Below are 23642 nucleotides of genomic sequence, written 5' to 3'. Positions count from 1 at the left end.
CGCCGTTCGCCTATGATAAATAATAATCATTCTCATTTAAACGCAACCGGTGTCCGTCGATCAGCTTACCTCCAATCCCGTCGAGAATCTCTACCTTGATCACCACACCTGGCTGCGGGGCTGGCTCCAGCGCAGGCTGAACAACAGCAGCGACGCCTCCGACCTGGCCCAGGATACCTTCGTCAACGTCATCACGACCGGTTACGCGGGCGATATCCGGGAGCCGCGCCCTTTCCTCGCCACCGTCGCGCGCCGCCTGCTGGCGCACCGCCACCGCCGCCACGTGCTGGAGACCGCCTATCTGGAGGCGCTGGCCGCCCTGCCCGACGCCCACGTGCCATCCCCCGAGCAGCGCCTGATGGCGATCGAGGCGCTGCAGGAAATCGACCGCGCGCTCGACGGCCTGCCGCGCGCCGTCAAGGAGGCGTTTTTGCTGGCGCAGCTCGAAGGCTTGACCTACGACCAGATCGCCGCGCGCCTGCGGGTGTCGGCCAGCTCGGTCAAGCAATACCTGACGCGCGCCAACCGCCAGGTCTTCGACGACGTCGGCGCGCGGCTGCGGGAGCTGCATGGCGCCGCCGCCTACCGCGCCCTCTCGCCGATGGCGACCGATCGGCGCAAGGCGATGGCGCTGCTGCTGGGCATCGGCGTGGCTGGCGCGGCCGGCACGCTGGCGTTCCGTTCCGAGCCCTCCCAGCGCCTGGCCGCCGACCTGCACACCGGCGTCGGCGAGCGCCGCGTCTGGACCTTGTCCGACGGCACGCGCCTGATGCTCAACACCGGCAGCGCGGTCAACGTCGAGTTCGACGCCCGGCGGCGGCTGCTCAAGCTGGTCGCCGGTGAAATCATGATCGTGACCGGCCACGCCGAGGCCGGCGTCGAACGCCCCTTCCTCGTGCAAACGGCCGACGGCCGCGTGCAAGCGCTGGGCACGGTTTTCACCGTGCGCCAGCATGCCGGGCGGACCGGGGTGAGCGTACAAAAAGGCGCGGTGCAAGCCACGCCCGCCGATGCGCCGGGCGGCGCTCGCATGTTGCGCGCCGGCGAGCAAACCATGTTCTCGTCCACCCGCATCGAAGCGCCGACGCCGGCCATCGAGGACGACCCCGCCTGGACCCTGGGCGCCATCGTCGCCGACAATATGCGCCTGGCCGATTTCCTGGCCGAACTGGGACGCTACCGCCACGGCGTGCTGCGCTGCGACCCGGCGGTGGCCGATCTGCGCTTCTCCGGCGTGTTCCCGCTCTCCGACACCGGCGCGATCCTGTCGATGCTGCCGAACTCCCTGCCCGTCCGCATCCGCTCGCGCACCGCGTATTGGGTCACCGTCGAAAGAAAATAAAACTTTTTCTGCCCGATTTGATTTCTCGCGGCACCTATCAGGTAAGCACTCCACTTTCACTTACTTGAGGAACGACCATGCAAAACCAATTCAAGCGGCGGCCGATCGCCTGCGCCATTTCCCTGCTGATGTGCCTGGGAGGCGCCTTGCCCCCGGCGCAGGCGCAAAGCACGCCGGCGCACACCCGCGCGCAGCAGTTCGCCATCGCGGCCGGCCCGCTCGGTCCCGCGCTGCGCCAGTTCGCCATGACGGCGGGCATCCCGCTGACCTTCACCGCCGACCAGACCGGGGACAAGCACACCACCGGCCTGCGCGGGACCTTCATTCCACAGGACGGCTTTGCCGAGTTGTTAAAGGACACCGGCCTGGAAGCGGTACGCATGGACAACGGCGGCTACGTACTGCAAGCCGTCGGGCCACAGGCCGCCAGGGAAACCGCGCTGCCGACGGTGACCGTCAGCTCAAGCCGTCCATTGACCACCGAGGGCACCGGCTCCTACACCGCGGCGGCGACCAACACCGCGACCCGGCTGGAATTGTCGCCTCGCGAGACACCGCAATCCGTCAGCGTCCTGACCCGCCAGCAAATCGAAGACCAGGGCCTGGTCACGCTGGACGACGCGGTCCAGAGCATCACCGGACTGGTTATGCAGAAGGGCTACTACGCGGGCAACTCCGGCAGCTTCAGCGCGCGCGGCTTCCCGATCACCAACATGATGCTGGACGGCGTGCCGACCAGCATGGGCGCCAACGGCACCTTCAACGCGGACAACGCCGACCTGGTGATCTACGACCGGGTGGAGGTGGTACGCGGCGCCAACGGCTTGACCAGCGGCAGCGGCAATCCGTCGGCCGCCATCAATCTGGTGCGCAAGCGCCCGACCGCCGAACGCCAGGTGTCGCTGACGGCCAGCGCCGGCCGCTGGAACGACTACCAGCTGCAACTCGACGCCGCCAACGCCCTCAACGAGGCCAAGACCCTGCGCGGACGCGCCGTGGTCAGCGTTCAGGACAAGGATATGTTCTACGACGTGGCGCACGACCGCACCGAACAGCTGTACGGCATCCTGGAAGCCGACCTCGCCCGCGATACCACGCTGACCGTCGGCGCCCACCACCGCAAGCTGGAGCACACCGGCGGCTACCAGGATTTCCCGACCCGCGACGACGGCAGCTCGCTGGACCTGCCACGCTCGGCGAATCTCGCCAACGCCTACGATTTCTGGGACCAGACCGACAAAACCGTCTTCGCCGACGTCGATCACCGCTTCGGCAAGGGCTGGAAGGCGCGCGTCTCGGTGATCCGCAAATGGCAGGATGTCGACACCATGTTCTCCGGCTTTGGCGGCGGCGAAGGCCGGACCACGCAAAACACCCAGGCCTATAAGCTCGACAACCAGCAGCGCAGTGTCGACGCGACGGTCGGCGGTCCTTTCTCGCTGCTGGGACGCACGCACGAAGTCTCCGTCGGCGTGAGCCAGCGCAAGGCCCAGAACGACAATTTCGGCGACTGGGGCGCGCGCGCCACGCCTTTGGCGGTGGACCCGTTCAACTGGAATCCGCACGCCGCCACGCGTCCCGCCGCCAACTACCAGCGCTGGCGCACGCAAAGCACGGTGCGCGAAAGCGGCGTGTATGGCTCGGCGCGTTTCAGCATCACCGATCCGCTGGCGGTCATCGTCGGCGCGCGTTCGAGCTGGTACGAATTCACCAATGAAGGCAACCGCACCGGCTACAAGGTCGCGCGCGAGGTCACGCCGTACGCGGGCCTGGTCTACGACCTGGACGCGCGCCACGCGCTGTACGCCAGCTGGACCGGGATCTTCCAGCCGCAAAGCGCGGTCGACGTCAACGGCGACCTGCTCAAGCCCGTCAGCGGCACCAACTACGAGGCCGGCGTCAAGGGCGAATACTTCGACGGCCTGCTCAACGCCAGCCTGGCGGTGTTCCAGGTCAGCCAGGAAAACCGCGCCATGACGGATCTGAACGGCCCTTCGCCCTGCCCCGGCACCGCCTCGACCTGGTGCTCGCGCGCGGCCGGCGAGGTGGAAAGCAAGGGCATCGAACTGGAGGTCAGCGGCCAACTGTCGCCGGGCTGGCAAGCCACGGCGGGCTACACCTATGTGGCCGCCAAATTCGTCAGCGACTCCGACGCCGCCAACATCGGCAAACTGTTCGATGCGGATTTGCCGCGCCACCAGTTCAAGGCATCGACCAGCTACCGCCTGCCGGGGGATTTGAACCGCTGGCGCGTGGGCGGCTCGCTGGCGGCGCAAAACGCGGTCTACTCGTCCGACAGTCCGAACATCCGCCAGGGCGGCTACACGGTCGTCGGACTGCATGCCGCCTATCAGTTCGACGACCATCTGAGCCTGCGCCTGAATGTCAGCAATGCCTTCGACAAGACGTACCACCAGATCGGCTGGACCGCCGGCGGCAATTCCTACGGCACGCCGCGCGCCGCCACCGTGACCTTGAACTACAAGCTGTAAGGTCGGAAGCGCTTGCCCCGTCGGGATCGCCAATATAGAATGCGTGCGCGGTTTTTGACCAGGTCCATACCAACCTGTCAAGAGTGACAAAAATATAAAACAAGGACAGGGTGGGAAGCATGAGCGAGTTTGAACTGAAACCGGCCGCGTTGCCGACCATGGCGCAGCGCCTGTCGTTGCGCGTCCTGCAGCTGGTCGGCTGGCGCGTGCTGTTCCGGCCCCTGCCCGGGCCGCGCGGCATCATGGTGATCTATCCGCACACGTCGAACTGGGACTTTCCGATCGGGCTACTGTGCAAATGGGCGCTGGACCTGCCGCTGCGCTTCCTGGCCAAGGATACGCTGTTCAAGACGCCGGTGCTGGGCAAATGGCTGCGCGCGATAGGCGGCGAACCGGTCGAACGCGGCACGCCGAGCGGCACCATCAAGACGCAGGCGGTGCGCATGAACGCGGCCGACTTTTACTGGATGGGCATCACGCCCGAGGGCACGCGCGCCTATCGCCCCAACTGGAAAAGCGGTTTTTACCATCTGGCGCTGGAGGCCAAGGTGCCGCTGGTGCTGGTGTATTTCGATTACGCGAGCAAGACGCTGGGCATGGTCGACCATGTTGTCCTGACCGGCGACCAGGAAACCGACATGGCCGCCATCCGCAAGGGCTTCGACGGCCACAAGGGTCTGTACCCGCAAAACGCGGCGCCGATCGTGCTGGCCGAGCGCCGCGCCGAGCCGCGCGAGTAACCGGGACCGTGGTTCAGACCGTCGCCGCCAGCATCACGCCGGTGGCGGCGATCGCCGCGCCGGAGACCTTCACCGCCAAAGCGGGGCTGACGCGGCCCAGCGTCCGGCCGCCGTACACCAGCACCGCGCTCGCCAGCAACAGGCCGAAGGCGCTGGCCGCCGCCGGCAGTTCGTGGCCGTGCGCGTTGCCGTGCAGGACGGCGAACACGCCCACCATCGCCAAGCCAGCCGCCGCCGGCAGGCGCGCCGCCACCGCGATCAACACGCCCATCGTCGCCACCGTCACCGCGATGCCGGTTTCCAGGCCGGGGATCGTCAGCCCGGCCACGCCGGTCAGCACGCCGACCAACACCATGCCGATGAAGGTGGCCGGCAGCCATTTGGCGTTCGACTGGCGCACGCTCCAGATGCCGACGGCGAGCATCGCCAGCAAGTGATCGAGGCCGGTGAAGGGGTGGGCGAAGCCGCTGATGAAGTCATGGGCATGGGCGCCGCCCGCTTGCGGGTGGGCGGTGGCGGCGCTGCTGGCCAGCGCCAGCACGATTGCGATTGCGGATTTGTTCACCATTTGATTTCCATTAGGGGTATGCATTGTGATCAGGCGGCGTGCGGGGTTTGTCCCAACAATCCTTGTTCGCGGATGAAATCGATGACGGCTGCCACGCCGTCGCCGCTGCGCAGATTGGTGAAGATGAACGGGCGCGCGCCGCGCTGCTGCTTGGCGTCGCGCGCCATCACATCCAGGTCCGCGCCCACGTGCGGCGCCAGGTCGGTCTTGTTGATGATCAGCAGATCGGAGCGCGTGATGCCGGGACCACCCTTGCGCGGAATCTTCTCGCCACCGGCGACGTCGATCACGTAGATCGTCAAATCCGACAGCTCCGGACTAAACGTCGCGGCCAGGTTGTCGCCGCCGGATTCCACCAGTATCAGATCCAGATTCGGAAAATCGGCCTGCATGCGGGCGATCGCCTCCAGATTGATCGAGGCATCCTCGCGGATCGCCGTGTGCGGGCACCCGCCGGTCTCCACGCCCATCAGGCGCTCGGCCGGCAGCGCGTCCGCGCGCAGCAGGATCTCCATGTCTTCCTTGGTGTAGATGTCGTTGGTGATGACGGCCATGTCGTACTGGTCGCGCATGCCTTTGCAGAGCATTTCGCACAGCGCGGTTTTGCCCGAGCCCACCGGACCACCGATGCCGACGCGTAAAGGATTGGAAGTATTCATATGGTTTATATAGTTTATGGTTATGATCTGTAAAGACGGCTGTACTGGACCTCGTGCCGCATCGACAGCAGCGACAATCCCGGCGCCCAGTTGCACATATCGTCGTCGGTAACGGTTTGCGCGTAACGCGCCGCCGCCTCGATGTCCCCGCGCAGCGACAGCAGCATGCGCTGGCCGGCCACCTGCCCCAGCGGCACCGATTTGACGCACACCAGCACCTGGTTCTCCGCCCACGCGAACAGCATCGCCAACAGCGCGGCGTCGTGCGGGATCTCCAGCGCCGCCACGGCGCAGGCGAAGGCGGTCGGCAGCGCCACTTCGGGCTCGCCTTGCAGGTGCGCCAGCATCCCGGCGTCGACGATACCCAGTTCCGCCACCAGCTTGGTCAGCGAGTAGCCCATCTGGATGGTCTCGGCGCGGAATTCGGCGCTGTCGCGCGAGGCGACGAAACGCTCGCTCCACTCGGCCACCGCCACCCAGTCGCGGCGCGACCAGGCTTGCATGAGCCGCCAGGCAACCGGCGCTTCCCACTGCGCCACCACCTCGTGCAGGTGGCGCAGTATCCACGCGCGCGCCTGCTCGGCGTTGGCGACCATGCCGTTTTCCAGCGCCGCCTCCAGCCCCTGCGAATAGCTGTACGCGCCGATCGGCAGGGCCGGACTGGCGAATTGCAGCAGATTGAGTAACGCGGATGCCTGCATCAGAAGTGACTCACCGTTGGCTCACTTCGGATCGCCGGGCCGGTGGATCTTCTGGCGCAGCGGAATCGGCGCCAGCGGATGATGGCCGCCGTCGTCGTGATGCGCGTGACCGCCGCCGTAGGCGCCCGATTCCGGCTCGAAGGCGGCCTGCTCCTCCTCGACCTTGGCGCCCAGGCCGGCCAGCATTTCCTTGAGCACCGCGTCGGCGCGAATACGCAGGAAGCCATCGCCGACCTGCGCCTGCGTGTGGCGGTTACCCAGATGGAAGGCGCAGCGCAGCAAGCTGTGGGCGTCGGCGCAGGTGACCTTGTAGGTCGGTTCCGGCGCGGCGACCACCTTGACCACGCGCTTGTCCTCGCCGGTGAGCAGGTCGCCGTCGCGCAGCACGGTGCCGCGCACGGTGAAGACGGCGACGTCCTCGCCGGTGTCCAGGGTGGCGCGCAGGCGGCATTTCTCGCGCAGTTCGTAAGGCAGCACCAGCTGCGCGGCGATGTTTGCCGCCGCGTGATCGGCGGGTGAAATTTTGGTATGTAGTGTCAGCATAAGTGGTCAGAACAGGAAGTAACGCTGCGCCATCGGCAGCACGGAGGCAGCTTCGCACACCAGCAGCTCGCCGTCGGCGCGCACTTCGTAGGTTTCGGGATCGACTTCCATCTTCGGCGTGGCGCCGTTGTGGATCATGTGGTGTTTGCGCAGCGCGCGCATGTCCTTGGCGACGATGAGGGTTTTATCCAGTTTGAGCTTGTCGCCGATGCCATCGTCGAACGCCGCCTGCGAGACGAAGGTGAACGATTTTTTCAGGCCGCCGCCGAAGGCGCCGAACATCATCCGGTAATGCACCGGCTGCGGCGTCGGGATCGACGCGTTGGGGTCGCCCATCTGCGCGGCGGCGATCATGCCGCCCTTGAGTATCGTCGACGGCTTGACGCCGAAGAAGGCCGGCTTCCACAGCACCAGGTCGGCGATCTTGCCCACTTCGACCGAGCCCACCGCGTGCGCGATGCCGTGCGTGATGGCGGGGTTGATGGTGTACTTGGCGATGTAGCGTTTGACGCGGAAGTTATCGTTGCGCGAGGAGTCCGGCGCCAGCGGCCCGCGCTGCACCTTCATCTTGTGCGCCGTCTGCCAGGTGCGCATGACGACTTCACCGACGCGGCCCATGGCCTGCGAGTCGGACGACATCATCGAGATGGCGCCGATGTCGTGCAGGATGTCCTCGGCGGCGATGGTCTCGCGGCGGATGCGCGACTCGGCGAAGGCCACGTCCTCGGCGATCGCCGCGTCCAGGTGGTGGCAGACCATCAGCATGTCGAGGTGCTCGTCGAGCGTGTTGACGGTGAACGGGCGGGTTGGATTGGTCGACGACGGCAGCACGTTGCCCTCGCCGACGGCGGCGATGATGTCCGGCGCGTGGCCGCCGCCCGCCCCTTCGGTGTGAAAGGTGTGGATGGTGCGGTCCTTGAACGCGGCGATCGTATCCGCCAGATAACCGCCTTCGTTGAGCGTATCGCTGTGGATCGCCACCTGGATGTCCATCCTGTCGGCCACGCTCAGACAATTGTCGATGGCGGCCGGCGTGCTGCCCCAGTCCTCGTGCAGTTTGAGGCCGATGGCGCCGGCCCGCACCTGCTCCTCCAGCGGCTCCGGCAGGCTGACGTTGCCCTTGCCGAGGAAGCCCAGGTTCATCGGGAAGGCGTCGGCCGCGCCCAGCATCGAATGCAGGTGCCACGGTCCGGGCGTGCAGGTGGTGGCCGAGGTGCCGGCCGACGGCCCGGTGCCGCCGCCGATCATGGTCGTCACGCCGCTCATCAGCGCTTCCTCGATCTGCTGCGGGCAGATGAAGTGGATGTGGGTGTCGACGCCGCCGGCGGTGACGATTTTGCCTTCACCGGCGATGATCTCGGTGGCGCCGGCGATGATCATCGTCACGCCGGGCTGGATGTCCGGGTTGCCGGCCTTGCCGATGGCGGCGATCATGCCGTCCCTGATGCCGATGTCCGCCTTGACGATGCCCCAGTGGTCGATGATGATCGCGTTGGTGATGACGGTGTCCATCACCAGCGGATCGGCGCGCACGCGCTGCGACTGGCCCATGCCGTCGCGGATCACTTTGCCGCCGCCAAATTTGACTTCTTCGCCGTAGATGGCGTAATCGTGCTCGATTTCGATAAACAGTTCGGTGTCTGCCAGACGGACGCGGTCCCCTTTGGTGGGACCGAACATTTCCGAGTAGGCGCGGCGCGAGATTGTAGCCATGTTAGCCTTTTATTATTAGCTTTTCGGTGGATTGGTATCCAGCTTACCCATCACTTTTCCAGTGAAACCGTAGACCTTCTGGTCCCCGCCCAGCTTCACCAGTTCGACGGTGCGCTGCTGTCCCGGCTCGAAGCGCACGGCGGTGCCGGCGGCGATGTTCAGGCGCCGTCCGTAGGCCTTCCAGCGCTCGAACTTGAGCTCCGTGTTCACCTCGAAGAAGTGGAAGTGCGAGCCGACCTGCACCGGCCGGTCGCCCTGGTTGGTCACCACCACGCTCTCGGTTTCGCGGCCTTCATTGAGGCCGATCTCACCCTCGGTGAGCAGATATTCGCCGGGTATCATAATGAACTCCTTGAAAAAGGTGTCGTGGGGTGTTTCGGGTTCAAACGTAAATGCGTATTCATGATGCGGTTCAGGGTATCGGGTTGTGCACGGTGACCAGCTTGCTGCCGTCGGGGAAGGTGGCTTCCACCTGGATGTCCGGGATCATCTCCGGAATCCCTTCCATGACCTGGTCGCGCGTCAGGATTCGGGTGCCGTCGGCCATCAGCTGGGCCACCGACTTGCCGTCGCGCGCGCCCTCCATGATGGCGCAGGTGATCAACGCGATCGCTTCGGGATAATTCAGTTTCAGCCCGCGCGCGAGGCGGCGCTCGGCCACGATGCCGGCGGTGAAGATCAGCAGCTTGTCTTTTTCTCTTGGGGTCAGATCCATGTTCGGGGTTCCAGTATCAGGTTTGCCAGATGCGCGGCGTGACGGCCTCGCGCTCCAGCAGATGCGGGCGCACGCGGCGCCACACGGTAAGCATGAGGCGGCGCGCGGTTTCGCTGTCGTCGCCCAGATGGCGCGCCACCAGCACGCCCTTGGTGTGGGTGATGCCGAAGGCGTGGTCGCCGTCGGCGGCGATGTCGGCGCGGATGTGGGACAGCAGCTCGGCCAGCACGGCGGCCGGCAGCGTTTTGCCGGCGGCGATCAGCGTGGCGCAGACGGTGTGGCCGTTCAGCGCCAGCGGGCTGCCGAGGCGACCGCCGACCATCGCGCCCTGCTCCCACCAGATCAATTTGCCGTCGCGGCGGATGCTGCTGCGCTGCGTGACGGTGCCGGTGTTGAATACCTCGCCGGAGCCGCGGCGGCCCATGCACAGGATCTCGCAGCCGATGAAGGTGGCGCCGGCGGCCAGTTCCACGTGCTGGTCGAGCACCACGTTAGCGGTATCAAAGAAGATGGTTTCCTGTGGCAGCCATTCGAGCGTCGCGCCTTCGTTCAGGTGCAGGTGGACGGCCTGGCGCGAGACTTTGCCATTGGCCTTGTACCATTTTGCCGCGCCCGGAGTGGTGATGAAGGCGTGCGCGCGGTCGCCGACGCCGATGTCGATCGCCAGCTGGTCGCCGCCGACCACGCCGCCGGGCGGATGGACCACGATGGCGTGGCACACCTTGGCGTCTTCGGGGTAGAGGGCCTTCTGCACCCGCAAGGGGCCGTAGTGAATATTGTTGAACAGCCGGGTGGTGCCGCCGTCGTCCGCGAATCCGAGCGTGAGACTGGCCTGCCAGGCGGCGTGCGCGGCGCTGGCGGCAAGGTCGGACGGAGCGGTGCAATCAGGCATAACTTGGCGGTTCCATAAATAATGTACTGTCCTATGCAAGCGGTGTGCCAGCAGAAGGCAAGGCCCGGGCTACGCAACGCACACTTAGCGCACCAACTTGGAGCGCGCGCACCGTTTTAGTGCAAGGAACAACGAAATCACGTACGGGGTCTAGGCGAAACGCTGTAATCGGTCGTTCATGCCCCGCCGATACCTAGGCGAAGTAACCATTGATCCAGCCGCAAGTATGCTTTGCCCCGCCAGGTCTTTGTGCGCTCTCCGTCCCCCGCCATACTGAACGCATCCAAATTTGACGGGAGGACGACATGAAGGTATTCATCACAGGCGCGGCGGGATACATCGGCGGTTCGATCGCTGCGGGGCTGGTCAAGGCCGGTCACCAGGTCGTCGGGTTGGTTCGCCAACCGGAGCAAATCGAGGAACTCAAAAAGATCGGCGTCGACGGCGTGGTCGGCACGCTCGACGACCGGGATTTGCTGATTGCGCAGGCGCGGTCGGCGGACGCCGTCATCAACGCGGCCAGCAGCGACAACCGCGCGGCGGTGGAAGCGATCATCGAAGGTCTGTCCGGCTCGGGCAAGGTCTTCCTGCACACCAGCGGCTCGAGCATCGTCGGCGACGCCTCGGGTGGTTTGGGCACCGACCGGATTTACCACGAGGACCAGTTGCCGGAACCGACACCGGACAAGGCGGCCCGCGTCGCCATCGACAAACTGGTGCTGGCGGCGGCCGGCGAGCGTATACGTTCGGCGGTGCTGTGCAATACGCTGATCTACGGCCATGGCGCGCTGCCACGCGATAGCGTGCAGTTGCCTCGCCTGCTCAAGCAGGCGCGCAAGAGCGGCATCGTGCGCCATGTCGGGCCGGGGTTGAACATCTGGTCCAATGTGCACATCGACGATGTGGTCGACCTGTATCTGCTGGCGTTGGAAAAGACCGAGGCCGGCGCGTTCTATTTTGTCGAAAACGGCGAGGCGTCGTTCCGCGATATGACGGCGGCGATGGCACGCGCGCTCGGCATGGGCGAGGCGCAAGATTGGCCGCTGGAGCAGGCCAGGGAGGAATGGGGGTATGAGATGGCGTCGTACGGGCTGGGGTCCAATAGCCGCGTGCGGGGCCAGCGTGCGCGCGGGCAGTTGGGGTGGACGCCGCGGCGGCCATCGGTGCTCGAATGGATCGCCGGGGATATGTTGAATCACGCGACGGCCACGCGTCACGCCGACATCTAAAACACGTGGGGCGGATCAGCGTAGCGTAATCGGCCATGCAAGAGCCGTCGGCGACTCATGCATGGCCAATTACGCGTTCCACCTAAAAACGATGGGCCTTAATCCAGATTCGGATAAGGGCTCTTGCCACCCTCCTTGATGAACAGATCGATGCGCGCCTCCAGCACCGGCAGCGGCACCGAACCCAGTTGCAGCACCGTGTCGTGGAAGGCGCGGATATCGAACTTCGATCCCAGCGCCGCCTCGGCCTTCTTGCGCGCGTTGATGATGCTCATCTCGCCCAGGTAGTACGACAGCGCCTGGCCCGGCCACGAAATGTAGCGGTCCACTTCCGTCTCGATCTCGTGCTCCGACAGCGCCGTATTGGCCTTCAAATAATCCTGCGCCTGCTTGCGCGTCCAGCCCTTGCTGTGGATGCCGGTATCGACGACCAGGCGCGAAGCCCTCCAGGCCTGGTAACTGAGCATGCCGAACACCTCGTACGGCGTCTCGTACATTCCCATCTCGACGCCCAGCCGCTCGCTATACAGCGCCCAGCCCTCGCCATAGGCCGAGATGTACGCGTTGCGGAACGCCGGACGGCCCTTCTGCTCCATCGCCACCGGCATCTGGAAGGCGTGGCCCGGCGCCGATTCGTGCAAGGTCAGCGCCGGCATGCTGTACAACGCGCGCGACGGCAGATTGTAGGTGTTGACCAGGTAGACGCCCGGACCGCCACGGCCCGACGTATAGAACGGCGCCTGGTCGTCCGGCACCGGAATCACGGCGAAACGGCGGCGCGGCAGGTAACCGAAGTACTGGCCGACCTTGGCGTCGAACTTCTTGGCCACCCAGGCGGAACGCATCAACAGTTCCTCCGGCGTCTTGGCGTAGAAACGCGAATCGGTGCGCAGGAACTGCAGGAAGGCCGGCAGGTCGCCCTCGAAACCGGTCTGCTTGATCACGTCCAGCATCTCGGCGCGGATCTTGGCCATCTCGCTGACGCCGATCTGGTGGATCTCGTCGGCGCTCATCGTGGTGGTGGTGAATTCGACGATCTTCGACTGGTAGTAGGCCTTACCGTCCGGCAGATTCTCGGCCGCCAGGTCATCGCGCGACTTCGGCACATACTCGTCGCGCATGAATTTGAGTAGATTGCGGTACGACGGCAGCACGTAGGTCTCGATCGCCTTGACGCCCTCCGCCCGCAGTTCTTCCTGCCGGGCCGTCGGAATGGTGGCCGGCATGGCCTTGAACGGCAGGTAGAACACCGTGTCCTGCGGCGTCTTGGCCTCGGTCACCGACGTGATGGAGCCGTCGCGGCCGATCAGGGTGACCTTCGGCGGCGTGAAGCCGCGCGCCATCCCGGCCCGCATGTTGACGATCTGGTCGTTGAAGTAGCGCGGCACGTCCGACATCTGCTTGATGTAGTCCTGGTATTCCTTTTCCTTGGTCAGCGTGTTGCGCGCGGCGCCGGCCATGTTGGACCAGAAGGCGGTATCGGCGTTGAGCGGCTTTTCATACTCGCGGAATTTTTGCGCGTCGATCAGGGCCGCGATCTGCGCTTTGTAGACCTGGTAGTTGATCAACTCCTCGGCCGACAGCTTGTCCTGCTTGACGCCGTCGAGTTTTTTCATCACGTCCTGCCAGTAGCCCAGGCGCTTTTGCTGGGTGGCCGGGTCGATGCGCGGCAGCGTCGTCGTGCCGCCCTTTTCGTCGTCCTCGCCCTCCTCCATCTTCTGGCCAAGGCGCCACGCCCACTCTTGCGTGTAGATGGTTTTGAACTGGGCGTCGGCGGGACCGGCTTTGGCGACGCCAGCCGGGGCGGTGCTGGCCGCGGCGGCGTTGAGAGATAAGACCATGCATGCGCCAGCGATGACGGCGCCGAACTTCTTTTCCATAGAGCTCCAGTGGTGGAAGGGTTGATTACATGTCCAACAGATTACGTCGTTCGCGCAGCAGCGCGGTGAAGGCCTCGCCATTGAGCGGAGGGCTGAAATAATATCCCTGCATCTCGTCGCATCCGCGCTCGGTCAGGAAGCGCACCTGCTCGCGCGTCTCCACCCCCTCGGCGATCACCCGCATGTTCAGGTTGTGCGCCAGCGAGATCACCGACAGCGCGATCGCCGCGTCGTTGGCGCTGGTGGTGACGTCGTCGACGAACGATTTGTCGATCTTGAGCACATCGATCGGGAAGCGTTTCAGGTAACTGAGGCTCGAATAGCCGGTGCCGAAGTCGTCGAGCGAGATGCTGACGCCGATGTCCTTGAGTTTGCGCAGCGCCGCCACCGCCTTGTTCGGATCGCCCATCACGGTGCCCTCGGTGATCTCCAGGCCCAGGCAGGCCGGCGCGATGCCGTATTTGCGCAAGGTGCTTTCCACATACGGCACGGTGGCGTCGTTGGCGAACTGCCCGGCGGCCAGGTTGACCGCCACCTTGATGTCGCCCAGCCCCTGGTCCTGCCACACCTTGATCTGCGCGCATACGCTTTCGAGCACCCATTCGCCGATCGTATTGACCAGGCCATACTCCTCGGCCAGCGGGATGAAGCGGTTCGGCGGCACCCGGCCCAGCACCGCGTTGTTCCAGCGCAGCAGCGCCTCGGCGCCGGCCATCACGCCGCTTTTCAGGCACATTTGCGGCTGGTAGTGGACCTCGAACTCGTCGCGGGCGATGGCGCCGCGCAGCTGGCTCTGGATCGCCAGCTTGTCGCGGATCTCCGCGTCCATGCGCTCGGTGAAGAAGGCGTAGTTGTCGCGGCCGATCTCCTTGGCCCGGAACAGCGCCGTGTCGGCGTTGCGCAGCAGCTCTTCGAAGCTGTCGCCGTCGGTCAGGCTGACGGCGATGCCGATGCTGGAGGTGACGGTGATCTGCTGGCCGTCGATCACCAGCTCCTTGCGCAGCCCGGCCAAAATCTTTTGCGCCATCGGCATCGTCGCGCTCAATTGGGCGTCGTCGGCGACGATGATCTGGAACTCGTCGCCGCCCTGGCGGGTGACGGTGTCGCCCTCGCGCACGCAATCGGTCAGGAAGCGCGAGATCACCTGCAGCGCCTTGTCGCCGACTTCGTGGCCGTACGAGTCGTTGATGCTCTTGAAGCGGTCCATGTCGAGGCACATGACGGCCACGCAGCCGCCCTCGCGGCGCGCCGTGCCCAGGGTCTGTTCGAAGCGCTGGCGCGCCAGCAGCCGGTTGGGCAGCCCGGTGAGCGCGTCGTGGTTGGACAGGAAGTCGATCAGGTGCTGCTCGGCCTTGCGCTCGCTGATATCCATGAACACGGCCACGTGGTTGACCACCTGGCCGGTGTCGTCGCGCACCACCGAGGCGCTCAGCAGCCCGGGGTAGACGTCGCCGTTCTTGCGGCGCGCCATGATCTCGCCCGACCACAGGCCGGTGTTGACCACCGACTGCAGCATCTGGTCGAAGGCCGCCGCATCCTGTTCGCCGGCGTGCAGCATGACGACGTTCTTGCCGATCACCTCCTGCGCCTCGTAGCCGGAGATTTGCGTGAAGGCGGGATTGGTGGCGACGATGCGCGCCTCGCGGTCGGTGACGACGATGGCGTCCTGGGTGGCCTCGAACACCTGGCTGGCCAGGCGCAGGAACTCCTCGTTGGCGCGGCGCTGCTCGACTTCCTTGGCCAGTTCCTCGGTGCGCTCGGCCACCCGCTGCTCGAGCAGCGAGCGTTCCACCGCCAGCGCGTGCTGGGCGCGGCTCAGGCGCACATGGGCGTCGGTGCGGGCCAAAATCTCCTCGGCCTGGAACGGCTTGGCGATGAAATCGACCGCGCCGAGCGCGAAGCCACGCACCTTGTCGTCGGTGTCGTGCTGCGCCGACAGGAAGATCACCGGCACGTTGCACAGCTGCGGCGACTCCTTCAGGCGGCGGCACACCTCGAAGCCGTCGATGCCGGGCATGCGGATGTCGAGCAGGATCAGCTCCGGCGGGCGCGACTGGGCGGTCCACAGCGCCAGCTCGCCGTTGGGGGCTTGACGCACGTAATAGCCGGCCTCCGTCAGCAGGTCGCTAAGCAGCTTGAGCGAAGCCGGCGTGTCCTCCACGATCAGCACTTCGCCCTTGGTGTGTTGTTCCGATAAATCCCGGTGCATGTAAAACTCTCTCGCCTTGTTCCGCCGCCGCTGTCCGCCTACAGGATACCGGCGATATCGTCATGTCACGTATCGCCCCGAATGCTTGCCTTTAATCGCCGCGTTTAATACCGGGGCTTAATACCGGGCTTAATACCGGGACTGGATACATGTACTATTAATATTACCAATATATCCACTCACTACTATCATATACCTGTCGGGCCTAAGCCTCGAGTTCGCTATCCGCCTGGTCCAGCAAGGCGCACAGCTGCGGGTACTGGTGCAGCCGCACCATGTGCTCGACGCGCCGAACCACGCCGGCCAGTTGCCCCGGCAAGGGCCGCAGCAACAGCGCCACGCGCGCCAGGTTCAGTTCCTGCAGCGCCACCTTGAGCTGGCGCCGCAAGGCCGGCTCGAGCCGCGCCAGGTCGGCACCCGACAGCGGCGCGTTGGCATCGGCGCCGTCGTCGGCGACCACCACGCGGCGCCCGCGCTGCGGCGCCTCCGCCGGCGCATCCGCGTCGGCCCGCGCCTCGGCCACCGGCACCTTGATCGTGAACTGGAAGGTGGCGCCGTCGCCGCGCACCGACTGCACCGACAGCACGCCGCCCATCAGCTGGACGAACTCGCGCGAAATGGCCAGTCCCAGGCCGGTGCCCTCCTTCGCGCCCGGGCCGTCGGCCTGGACGAAGGGCTCGAAGATGCGGGTCTGGTCCATCGGCGAGATGCCCGGGCCGTCGTCGATGACGGCGAACGCCAGCTCGCACTCGCAGGCGCCGTCGACCTTGCGCATGGCGCCGCGCACCCGCAAGGTGACCTTGCCCTGGCCGGTGAACTTGACCGCGTTCGACATCAGGTTGAGCAACACCTGGCGCAGCTTGGTGCCGTCCACCCGCGCCCCGGCCGGCACGCAGGCGCTGTCGAGTTCCAGCTCGACGCCGGTCTGGCCGGCGCGCATGCTGACCATGTCCATCACTTCCTGCAGGATTTCGTCGATGCTCATGATCTCCGTCTGCAGCACCGCGCGCCCGGCCTCGATCTTGGACAGCTCGAGGATATCGTTGATCAACGTGAGCAGATGTTCGCCGGAGCGGTGGATGATCTCCAGGTTGCGCTTTTCCTCCGGCAGCATGTTCTTCGAATCGGCCATCAGGCGCGAAAAGCCGATCACGGAATTGAGCGGCGTGCGCAGCTCGTGGCTCATATTGGCCAGGAAGATGCTCTTGGCCTGGTTGGCCGCCTGCGCCTGGCGCACCGCCACCGACAGCGCGTTGGTGCGCTCGGCCACCAGCTCCTCCAGGTGGATGCGGTGGCGGCGCAGCTCCTGCTCGGCCACCTTGTGCCCGGTGATGTCGTAGTTGACGCCCACCACGCGCGCCGGATGGCCGTCGGCGTCGCGGAAGATCATCGCCTCGCCCTTCAGGTAGTGCAGCGAGCCGTCCGGCCAGACCACGCGGAACTCGACGTCGAAGTCGCCGCGCCCGCTCAGCGCGCGGTCCAGCAGCGCGCGCACCGGGATGGCGTCGTCCGGGTGCATGCGCGCGATCCAGTCGTCCATGGAGCCGGCCGCGCCGGCCGGGGCGGCGTCGTCCATGCCGTACAGGCGGTGCATCTGCTCGTCCCACACCAATTCTTCGCTGACGATGTTCCAGTCCCAGATGCCGATGGCCGCCGCGCTGCTGGCGATCTGCAGCCGCTCCTCGCTGGCGTGCATGGCCACGTAGCGGCTGTCCATCAGGCGCACCATGTCGCGGATCGAGGAATTGAGGGTCTTGAGTTCGCCGAAAAACCAGTCGCGCGGCGGCAAGGCGCCCGGGTTCTGGCCCGCCTTGACGTTGGCGGCGTAGCGCTCGATGGTGGTGATGGGTTTGAAAATCAGCTGCGACAGCAGCAGATAAAGGCTGAAGACGAGGGTCACGTCGAGCACGAAGATCATGCCGATGATGGTGTAGAGCCGCTGGCGCAGCTGCTCGAGCAGCACCACCGGCGAGGCGTACACGGTGATGGCGCCGATGTTGCGGCCGGCGGCAACGATGGACCGCCGCTCCGACAGCAGCTCGGGGTCGTTCGGTTCGCGCGCCACCTCGACCAGGTGGCCGGCGCTGTCGCGGGCGAGGATGAACGGACGGCTGCCGGCGGCCGGCACCACCGCGCTGGCGTACAGATCGCGGTTGCTCAAGCCGCTGCGCATGATGGTGGTGATCTGCGTCTCGTCGAAATTCCAGGCCGGCAGCGCCACGGCCGACGCCAGCTCGTCGGCGCTATTGGACAGCGTCTGCCGCAGCTGCTCCCAACGATGAGCCCGCTCTACCTGGTAGAAATACAGCGCGAAGGTGGTCAATACCAAGGTCACCACGGCGGTCAGCGTGACGCTGACAAACATGGCGATGGAGATTCTGCCTGCGCGGCGGGCAAGTCGGTACAGCATCGGCAACCAGTCGATAGTTAGTCTGCGGGGCCCCAGTGGCGGGGCCGGGAACCCGGGAGTTAAATCATAGTTTCAAAACGGCCGGAAGTCCATGCGTATTATTACCCACAGGCATTAAATGTATAAATAATATTCATAATGGTTATTTGCATAACGCAATTCAAGCCTCCTTGCCGGCCGCCAGCAGGTGGTCCGAAGCCATCGCGGTGCTGAGGAACAGTTTGCCGTTCAGGTCGCGCAGCAAGTCGCTTTGGCGCAGCCGGTCCATCACCGGCCCCTTGACCTCGGCCAGGTGCATGCCGATGCCGCGCCGCTTGAGGCTTTGATTGAGCTCCGACAGCGCGAACAGCGCGGTGGTGTCGATCGAACTGACCGCCGTCATCACCAGCACCAGGTGGCGCGCGCTCGGATGGGTCGCCAGCTCGCACTCGATGCGCTCGGACACCGCCTCCACGTTGCCGAAGAACAGATTGGCGTCGATGCGCAGCACCAGCAGTTCCGGCCGCGTCTCGGCCGGATAGCGTTCGATATTGCGGAAATGCTCGCTGCCGGCGATCCGTCCCAGCACCGCGATGTGCGGCCGGCTGGCGCGCCAGATCAGGGTTCCCATCGACAGCGCCACGCCGACGATCACGCCGGCCTCCACGCCCAGCGCCAGCACGCCCAGGCAGGTCGCGCCCCAGGCCAGCGCATCGCTGCGGTCGTACTGCCAGGCGGTGCGCAGGATGCCCAGTTCCAGCATGCCCAGCACGGCGACGATGATGGTCGCCGCCAGGGTCGGCAGGGGCAGCAGCGCCAGCCAGCCGGTCGGCGCCAGCAGCGCGCAGGCCAGCAGCGCCGCCGTGATCAGGCTCGCCAGCGGCGTGTTGGCGCCGGCGGCGAAATTGACGGCGGAGCGCGACAGGCTGCCCGTGACCGGAAAGCCGCCCGACAGCGCGCTGGCGACGTTGGCCGCGCCCAGCCCGACCAGTTCATGGTTGCTGACCAGCTTCTCGTTGCGCTTGAGCGCCAGCGACTGCGCCGCCGACATCGACATCAGGAACACGATGAAGCCGACCAGCAGGCCCGGTTGCAGCAACTGCGGCCAGTGGGCGCTGGAGGTGGCCAGGTTCAGGCGCGGAAGTCCCGGCGGCACGGCGCCGGTGGTGCGCACGCCCATCTCGCCCAGGCCGGTGCCGGCCATCAGCGCGATGCCGCCCAGGACCACCAGCATCGGCGCCAGCTTGGAGCCGATATCGGCAACGGCCGGCGGCAGGCCGCAGCGGCGCAGCAGGCCGGCCAGATAAAACTTCGACAGCACCAGCAGCAGCAGCGAGCCGACGCCCAGCGCCGCGCTCGGAATGTGGATATGGGGCAGCGGCGCGCCAAGCAAGGTATGGATTTGATCGAAGGCGATGACGATCGCCGAGCCCACGGTGAAGCCGCTCATCACGGGGCGGGAAAAGAAATTGGCCAGGAAGCCCATGCGCAGCAGGCCGCACAACAGCAGCACCGCGCCGGCCACCATCGCCAGCTGGGCCGCCAGCACCGTGGCCAGCGCCGAACCGGCCGGCGCCAGCGGCCCGATGGCGGCCGCCGTCATCAGCGACACGATGGCCATCGGCCCGACCGATTGCGTCATGCTGCTGCCGAACAGCGCGTAGACCACCGGCGGCAGGATGCTGGCGTAGATGCCGACCACCGGCGGCACGCCGGCGACCAGCGCGTAGGCCATCCCCTGCGGGATCATCATCATGGCGACCACCAGGCCGGCGCTGATATCGCCAGGCAGCAGCGCGCGCCGGTAGTGCTTCAACCAATGCAGCATCGTCGTTCCGAGAACCTGAAAACCGCCAGCGTACGCGATCGGACACAGCCGGTCCAGCGCCAAACTCCTTTTTTACATTACGTAATGCGAAAAACGCATAAGCAGCGCCGCTCAATGCCCGAACCAGGACGGGCGCGGTTACTTCCGGAGAAAACGGACAGTGGCCATGATCCTGACGTTATGCGTCGCATTGATCGATGGTGTGTGCAATACACGCATATCCATTAAGTAGACGTCACCTGCTTCGCCCGACATTTCGACGATAGAAACACCAGGCGCCAGTTGCGTCACGTCGCCGCCCGCGCGCAAAATGTCGCAAGCTTGGCCGCGAAGAATATTGCGGCGATTGAAGAGATGTGAACCTGCCAACGCCAGCGTGCCACCACCGTGGCTCTTTACCTGATCGATCAGAATAAAAGCCTGGATTCCCGGGACCAGTTCGGAAGACGACGAGGCGACATCGGTATGCCAGTTCAAGCCGGTCAGCGACCAGGCGCCCTGGTTCGGCAGGGAAACCAGCATCTGTTGATGGGCAAACGCTAGCTCCCGTCCTGCCAGCTTAGGCAGCATGGAGACGACTTGCTCTGGCAATAGCCGGTTGTGCAGATGCTGGTCCCTGATCGCCGAGGATATCTTTACCGTTTCCTGGAATGGCGTAAGGGCCTTGTTCATCGCCGACAGGCATTTGCCGGACGACCACAGGTTCAATCGCTTTAACTCGGCCAAAACGTCGTCGCGCGCGTTATTTAGCTGTTTCTTCGGTATCGCTCCCCTGAGGAGCAGATACCCTTGCTCGTTAAACGACGACAGCTGTTGTGGTGTCATATTCGCACCGTCCCCGTCAAGTCCCCGGCAACGACGCCCGAACCGCGTCCAGGATCTCCAGCGACATCTGCTCGTCATCGACCGCCCTGGCCAGCACGATCGCCCCGACCATCGCCGCGTAGGTGGCCAGGGCCTGCCTGCGCTTGGCCGCATCATCCTCACCCGGCACCAACTGCTCCAGCACCGCGACCTGCCCCTTCGCGCCCTCGGTCAGCGCCTGGCGCACCTTGGGACCGAGGCGCGCGATATCCGGCCCCAGGGAGGTGATGGAACACCCCAATTCCGGCCCGTCGCGATGCTTTACCGACAAATAACTGTCGCCGATGCTCGCCATCGCCGTCTTCGGCGCATCGGGGGCCGCCGCCGCCCGCTCGCGCCAGCGCCCGACCGACTTGTTGAACGCATGCGCGGTGGCCTCGGCCAGCAAATCCTCTTTGGAGGCGAAGTGGCCGTAAAACCCGCCATGCGTCAAACCAGCGCTTTTCATCAGATCGACCACGCCGATGCCGTCGTAGCCCTTCTGACGGAACAACCGCGCCGCCGTCTCGACGATGCGCTCGCGGTTGAGCGCCACCTGCTCCCTGCTGACTTTCATGTGCGACTCCGGATCTTTAAACAATCCCCGCCATCATACATGATGAGCGTAATGTAAGAATCGGGCGCACATCGAATCATCGCAGTATTTGCAGCGGCTCGCGGCGGGACAAGGGGAGCGGCGCTCAGCCGCGCGGCAATGCGACGGCAAACACAACGTGGGGCGCGTCATAGCGGTATTCGATGCTGCCGCCATGCTGCTGGACGATTTCCTGCGCAATATGCAAACCCAGGCCAAGGCCGCCGCGATTGCGCACGTTGCCGACCGACGTATGCTTGAGCGGACTGTACAAAGTGGGCAGCAGCTCGTCCGGGATGGCCGGCGCTTTGTTGCGCACCTCCAGCACCACCTGGCCCCCGAGGTCGATCAAGGCCACTTCGATCGGTTCGCCAGCATCGCCATGGTGGCGCGCGTTGCTGACCAGATTGCTCATCACCTGCATCATCCGGTCGCCGTCCGCCCGCACCAGCAACGTCGGCGGCAAATTCGCGTCGATGCGCAGACCGGCGTGCGCGGTCTGGACTTCATCCAGCAGATCGCGCAGCAAAGGCACCAGGTCAACCTCGATCAAGGCCACGCCCAAACCGAGTCCGCCATTGATGCGGCTCATGTCGAGCACCTGGCTGATCAGCCGCTCCATGCGCGTGCTCGACGCCTGGATGCGGCTGCCCATGGTGGTGGCGCCGCCGTGCTGCATCACGGTCGCCGCCATATTGATCGCATGCAGCGGGCCGCGCAGGTCGTGACCGAGCATGGCGAGCAACTGCGCGCGCGCGCGGTCCATTTCCACGTGCTTGGCGACGCTGGCACGGTTCATCTCGCCCAGCAGCTGGGTGGCGGCCAGCCGCTCGACGGCGTCCCACGGCACGGCACGGCCGCGCACCATCTCGCGCCATTCGTCGAAGGAACCGCGTGGCGTCAAGCGGGAACCCAGCGGCCCGACACGGACCTCCTTCTCCGGGCGTCCGGCCCAGCGTATCGTGTGGATCTGTTCGCGCCGCAGGCCCAACAGCCACCCCGACGTCGCCGGGTCGAAGCGCAGCGCCAGCAGGCCGGCCCATTGCCCCAGCACCGCCTGCATCACCTCGGGCCAATCCGCCACGCAGGTGCGTTCGACCAGGTCGGTGCCGCTTTCGGGCAGCGACGCCACCATGGCCGCGGCCAGTCCGGCATCGACGTCGCCATATACCATCACCTTGCCATACTGGGTCACCACCAGCGCCTCCACCCGCAGCGATTGACACAGCGCCGGCGCGTGCTCCAGCAGCGCCCGCACCGCCTCGTCGTTGTGCAGCAGCGTTTCCATCACGCGCGTGCGCACTTCGGCCGCTTGCTCGACCATCCGGGCGCGCTCGCGCGCCTCGATCGACTGCACCAGCGAGGCGATCACCTGCGCCATCACGTCGGCCGCCATGCGCACCGAATAAGGCACTTGCAACGGCGACATATGGTGGCAGGCCAGCAGCCCCCACAGACGGCCGGCAACTACGATCGATACGCTCATCGACGCGCCAACGCCCATGTTCTGCAGATACTCGACGTGGATCGGCGACACGCTGCGCAGCACGCTGTGGCTCAAGTCCAGCGGCGCGTCGCCGGCGCGCCCGACCAGCGGCGACGGCGAATAAGCGACATCGGCAATCAGCCGCAGCGTGTTGATGATGTAGAGACGGCGCGCCTGCGCCGGAATATCGCCGGCCGGATAGCGGCGGCCCAGGTAGGGCTCGAGGCCGTCGCGGTGCGCCTCGGCGGTCACATCGCCGCTGTCGTCGTGATGGAAGCGATACGCCATCACGCGGTCGAAGCCGGTGATGGTCCTCACCTGCTCGGTAGCCATCTGCAACAGCGCGTCGATGGATTTCTGCCGCTTCAGGCGGTCGATCGCGGTGTGGGCTTTCAATGCGAAAGCGGCCACCGCATCGCTGGCAGTGTGGCGCAATTCGAATTCAATGATGAGCCGCTCGCAGTGAACGTGCACGATGCAATCGAACTGCAAGGAGCCGATCACCACCTCGAGCGCCGTCGCGGGCGCCTCGCCACTTTCGACACTCTCCAGGCATTCGGCCACCGCTTCGTGCACGCCGGCCGGGAGCGCGAGCGATGCCAGCGGCATGTCCAGCGCCGGCGCCACGGCCAGCAGGTCCGGCGCATTGCCGCTCCAGGCGATCAATGCGCCGGCGAGGTCGAACGCCAGCAGCGCGCCATGCGGCTGTATGCTTCCAGGAATGTGGATGGGTTCATCCGCACAATTGGTGAGTGTTACGGGGGTAGCAACCTGCATCGGAAGACGAGTGAACTTGGGTGGAGTTAGCGGCATTTTAT

The 23642-nt window shown here is 65.5% G+C and carries 19 protein-coding genes; 4 read left to right on the top strand and 15 right to left on the bottom strand.

The window, feature by feature from the left end; translation table 11 throughout:
• Positions 1 to 49: 49 nt before the first annotated feature.
• From BMX85_RS18525 to BMX85_RS18515, 3 genes are all read left to right on the top strand, one after another.
• Positions 50 to 1342, top strand: coding sequence for a sigma-70 family RNA polymerase sigma factor (locus BMX85_RS18525; protein WP_090321452.1), 1293 nt, complete (start codon positions 50 to 52; stop codon positions 1340 to 1342).
• Between the two features lie 77 nt (positions 1343 to 1419).
• Entirely contained in the window at positions 1420 to 3834 is a 2415-nt protein-coding gene (locus BMX85_RS18520; protein WP_090321449.1) for a TonB-dependent siderophore receptor, read from the top strand.
• Positions 3835 to 3953: 119 nt separating this feature from the next.
• Entirely contained in the window at positions 3954 to 4574 is a 621-nt protein-coding gene (locus tag BMX85_RS18515; RefSeq protein WP_090321446.1) for a 1-acyl-sn-glycerol-3-phosphate acyltransferase, read from the top strand.
• A gap of 13 nt (positions 4575 to 4587) precedes the next feature.
• Here BMX85_RS18515 and BMX85_RS18510 read toward each other — a convergent pair whose 3' ends face one another.
• The 8 genes from BMX85_RS18510 to BMX85_RS18475 all read right to left on the bottom strand — a co-directional run bounded on the left by BMX85_RS18510 (position 4588) and on the right by BMX85_RS18475 (position 10365).
• The gene (locus tag BMX85_RS18510) at positions 4588 to 5139 is read right to left on the bottom strand and encodes a HupE/UreJ family protein (RefSeq protein WP_373923844.1); all 552 of its coding nucleotides are present in this window, start codon (positions 5137 to 5139) and stop codon (positions 4588 to 4590) included.
• 32 nt (positions 5140 to 5171) lie between these two features.
• The gene (gene ureG / locus BMX85_RS18505) at positions 5172 to 5801 is read right to left on the bottom strand and encodes an urease accessory protein UreG (RefSeq protein ID WP_090321439.1); all 630 of its coding nucleotides are present in this window, start codon (positions 5799 to 5801) and stop codon (positions 5172 to 5174) included.
• 20 nt (positions 5802 to 5821) lie between these two features.
• On the bottom strand, positions 5822 to 6502 hold the full coding sequence (locus tag BMX85_RS18500; RefSeq protein WP_090321436.1) for an urease accessory protein UreF: 681 nt from the start codon (positions 6500 to 6502) through the stop codon (positions 5822 to 5824).
• A 21-nt stretch (positions 6503 to 6523) separates the two neighbouring features.
• Complete coding sequence (gene ureE / locus BMX85_RS18495; RefSeq protein WP_090321433.1) at positions 6524 to 7045, bottom strand: urease accessory protein UreE; 522 nt, start codon at positions 7043 to 7045, stop codon at positions 6524 to 6526.
• Positions 7046 to 7051: 6 nt separating this feature from the next.
• A complete protein-coding gene (gene ureC / locus BMX85_RS18490) occupies positions 7052 to 8758 on the bottom strand; it encodes an urease subunit alpha (RefSeq protein ID WP_090321430.1) in 1707 nt (568 codons plus the stop codon).
• 15 nt (positions 8759 to 8773) lie between these two features.
• Positions 8774 to 9100, bottom strand: a complete 327-nt coding sequence (locus BMX85_RS18485) for an urease subunit beta (protein ID WP_090321427.1) — start codon at positions 9098 to 9100, stop codon at positions 8774 to 8776.
• Between the two features lie 70 nt (positions 9101 to 9170).
• Entirely contained in the window at positions 9171 to 9473 is a 303-nt protein-coding gene (locus BMX85_RS18480) for an urease subunit gamma (RefSeq protein ID WP_090321423.1), read from the bottom strand.
• Between the two features lie 16 nt (positions 9474 to 9489).
• A complete protein-coding gene (locus BMX85_RS18475) occupies positions 9490 to 10365 on the bottom strand; it encodes an urease accessory protein UreD (protein WP_090321420.1) in 876 nt (291 codons plus the stop codon).
• Between the two features lie 305 nt (positions 10366 to 10670).
• On the opposite strand from BMX85_RS18475, the gene BMX85_RS18470 reads away from it, so the two are divergent.
• Positions 10671 to 11594 (top strand): NAD-dependent epimerase/dehydratase family protein, encoded by a 924-nt coding sequence (locus tag BMX85_RS18470; RefSeq protein WP_090321417.1) that lies wholly within the window; start codon positions 10671 to 10673, stop codon positions 11592 to 11594.
• Positions 11595 to 11692: 98 nt separating this feature from the next.
• Here BMX85_RS18470 and BMX85_RS18465 read toward each other — a convergent pair whose 3' ends face one another.
• From BMX85_RS18465 to BMX85_RS18435, 7 genes are all read right to left on the bottom strand, one after another.
• A complete protein-coding gene (locus tag BMX85_RS18465) occupies positions 11693 to 13435 on the bottom strand; it encodes a DUF885 domain-containing protein (RefSeq protein WP_229210556.1) in 1743 nt (580 codons plus the stop codon).
• Between the two features lie 64 nt (positions 13436 to 13499).
• Positions 13500 to 15683, bottom strand: a complete 2184-nt coding sequence (locus BMX85_RS18460) for an EAL domain-containing response regulator (RefSeq protein WP_090321410.1) — start codon at positions 15681 to 15683, stop codon at positions 13500 to 13502.
• A 205-nt stretch (positions 15684 to 15888) separates the two neighbouring features.
• Entirely contained in the window at positions 15889 to 18048 is a 2160-nt protein-coding gene (locus BMX85_RS18455) for a sensor histidine kinase (protein WP_229210555.1), read from the bottom strand.
• A 205-nt stretch (positions 18049 to 18253) separates the two neighbouring features.
• Positions 18254 to 19900: a SulP family inorganic anion transporter gene (locus BMX85_RS18450; RefSeq protein ID WP_090321400.1), complete on the bottom strand. Its 1647-nt coding sequence runs from the start codon at positions 19898 to 19900 to the stop codon at positions 18254 to 18256.
• Positions 19901 to 20038: 138 nt separating this feature from the next.
• Positions 20039 to 20725, bottom strand: a complete 687-nt coding sequence (locus BMX85_RS18445) for a phytanoyl-CoA dioxygenase family protein (protein WP_177196810.1) — start codon at positions 20723 to 20725, stop codon at positions 20039 to 20041.
• A 16-nt stretch (positions 20726 to 20741) separates the two neighbouring features.
• On the bottom strand, positions 20742 to 21320 hold the full coding sequence (locus BMX85_RS18440; protein ID WP_090322212.1) for a TetR/AcrR family transcriptional regulator: 579 nt from the start codon (positions 21318 to 21320) through the stop codon (positions 20742 to 20744).
• Between the two features lie 124 nt (positions 21321 to 21444).
• Positions 21445 to 23601 (bottom strand): ATP-binding protein, encoded by a 2157-nt coding sequence (locus BMX85_RS18435; protein WP_090321393.1) that lies wholly within the window; start codon positions 23599 to 23601, stop codon positions 21445 to 21447.
• Between the last annotated feature and the right edge of the window lie 41 nt (positions 23602 to 23642).

Origin of the sequence: Duganella sp. CF517, assembly GCF_900110275.1 — a bacterium.
GTDB lineage: Bacteria > Pseudomonadota > Gammaproteobacteria > Burkholderiales > Burkholderiaceae_D > Rugamonas.
Note: the sequence above shows the minus strand (reverse complement) of the source record. Positions and strands in the feature narration are given on the sequence as shown.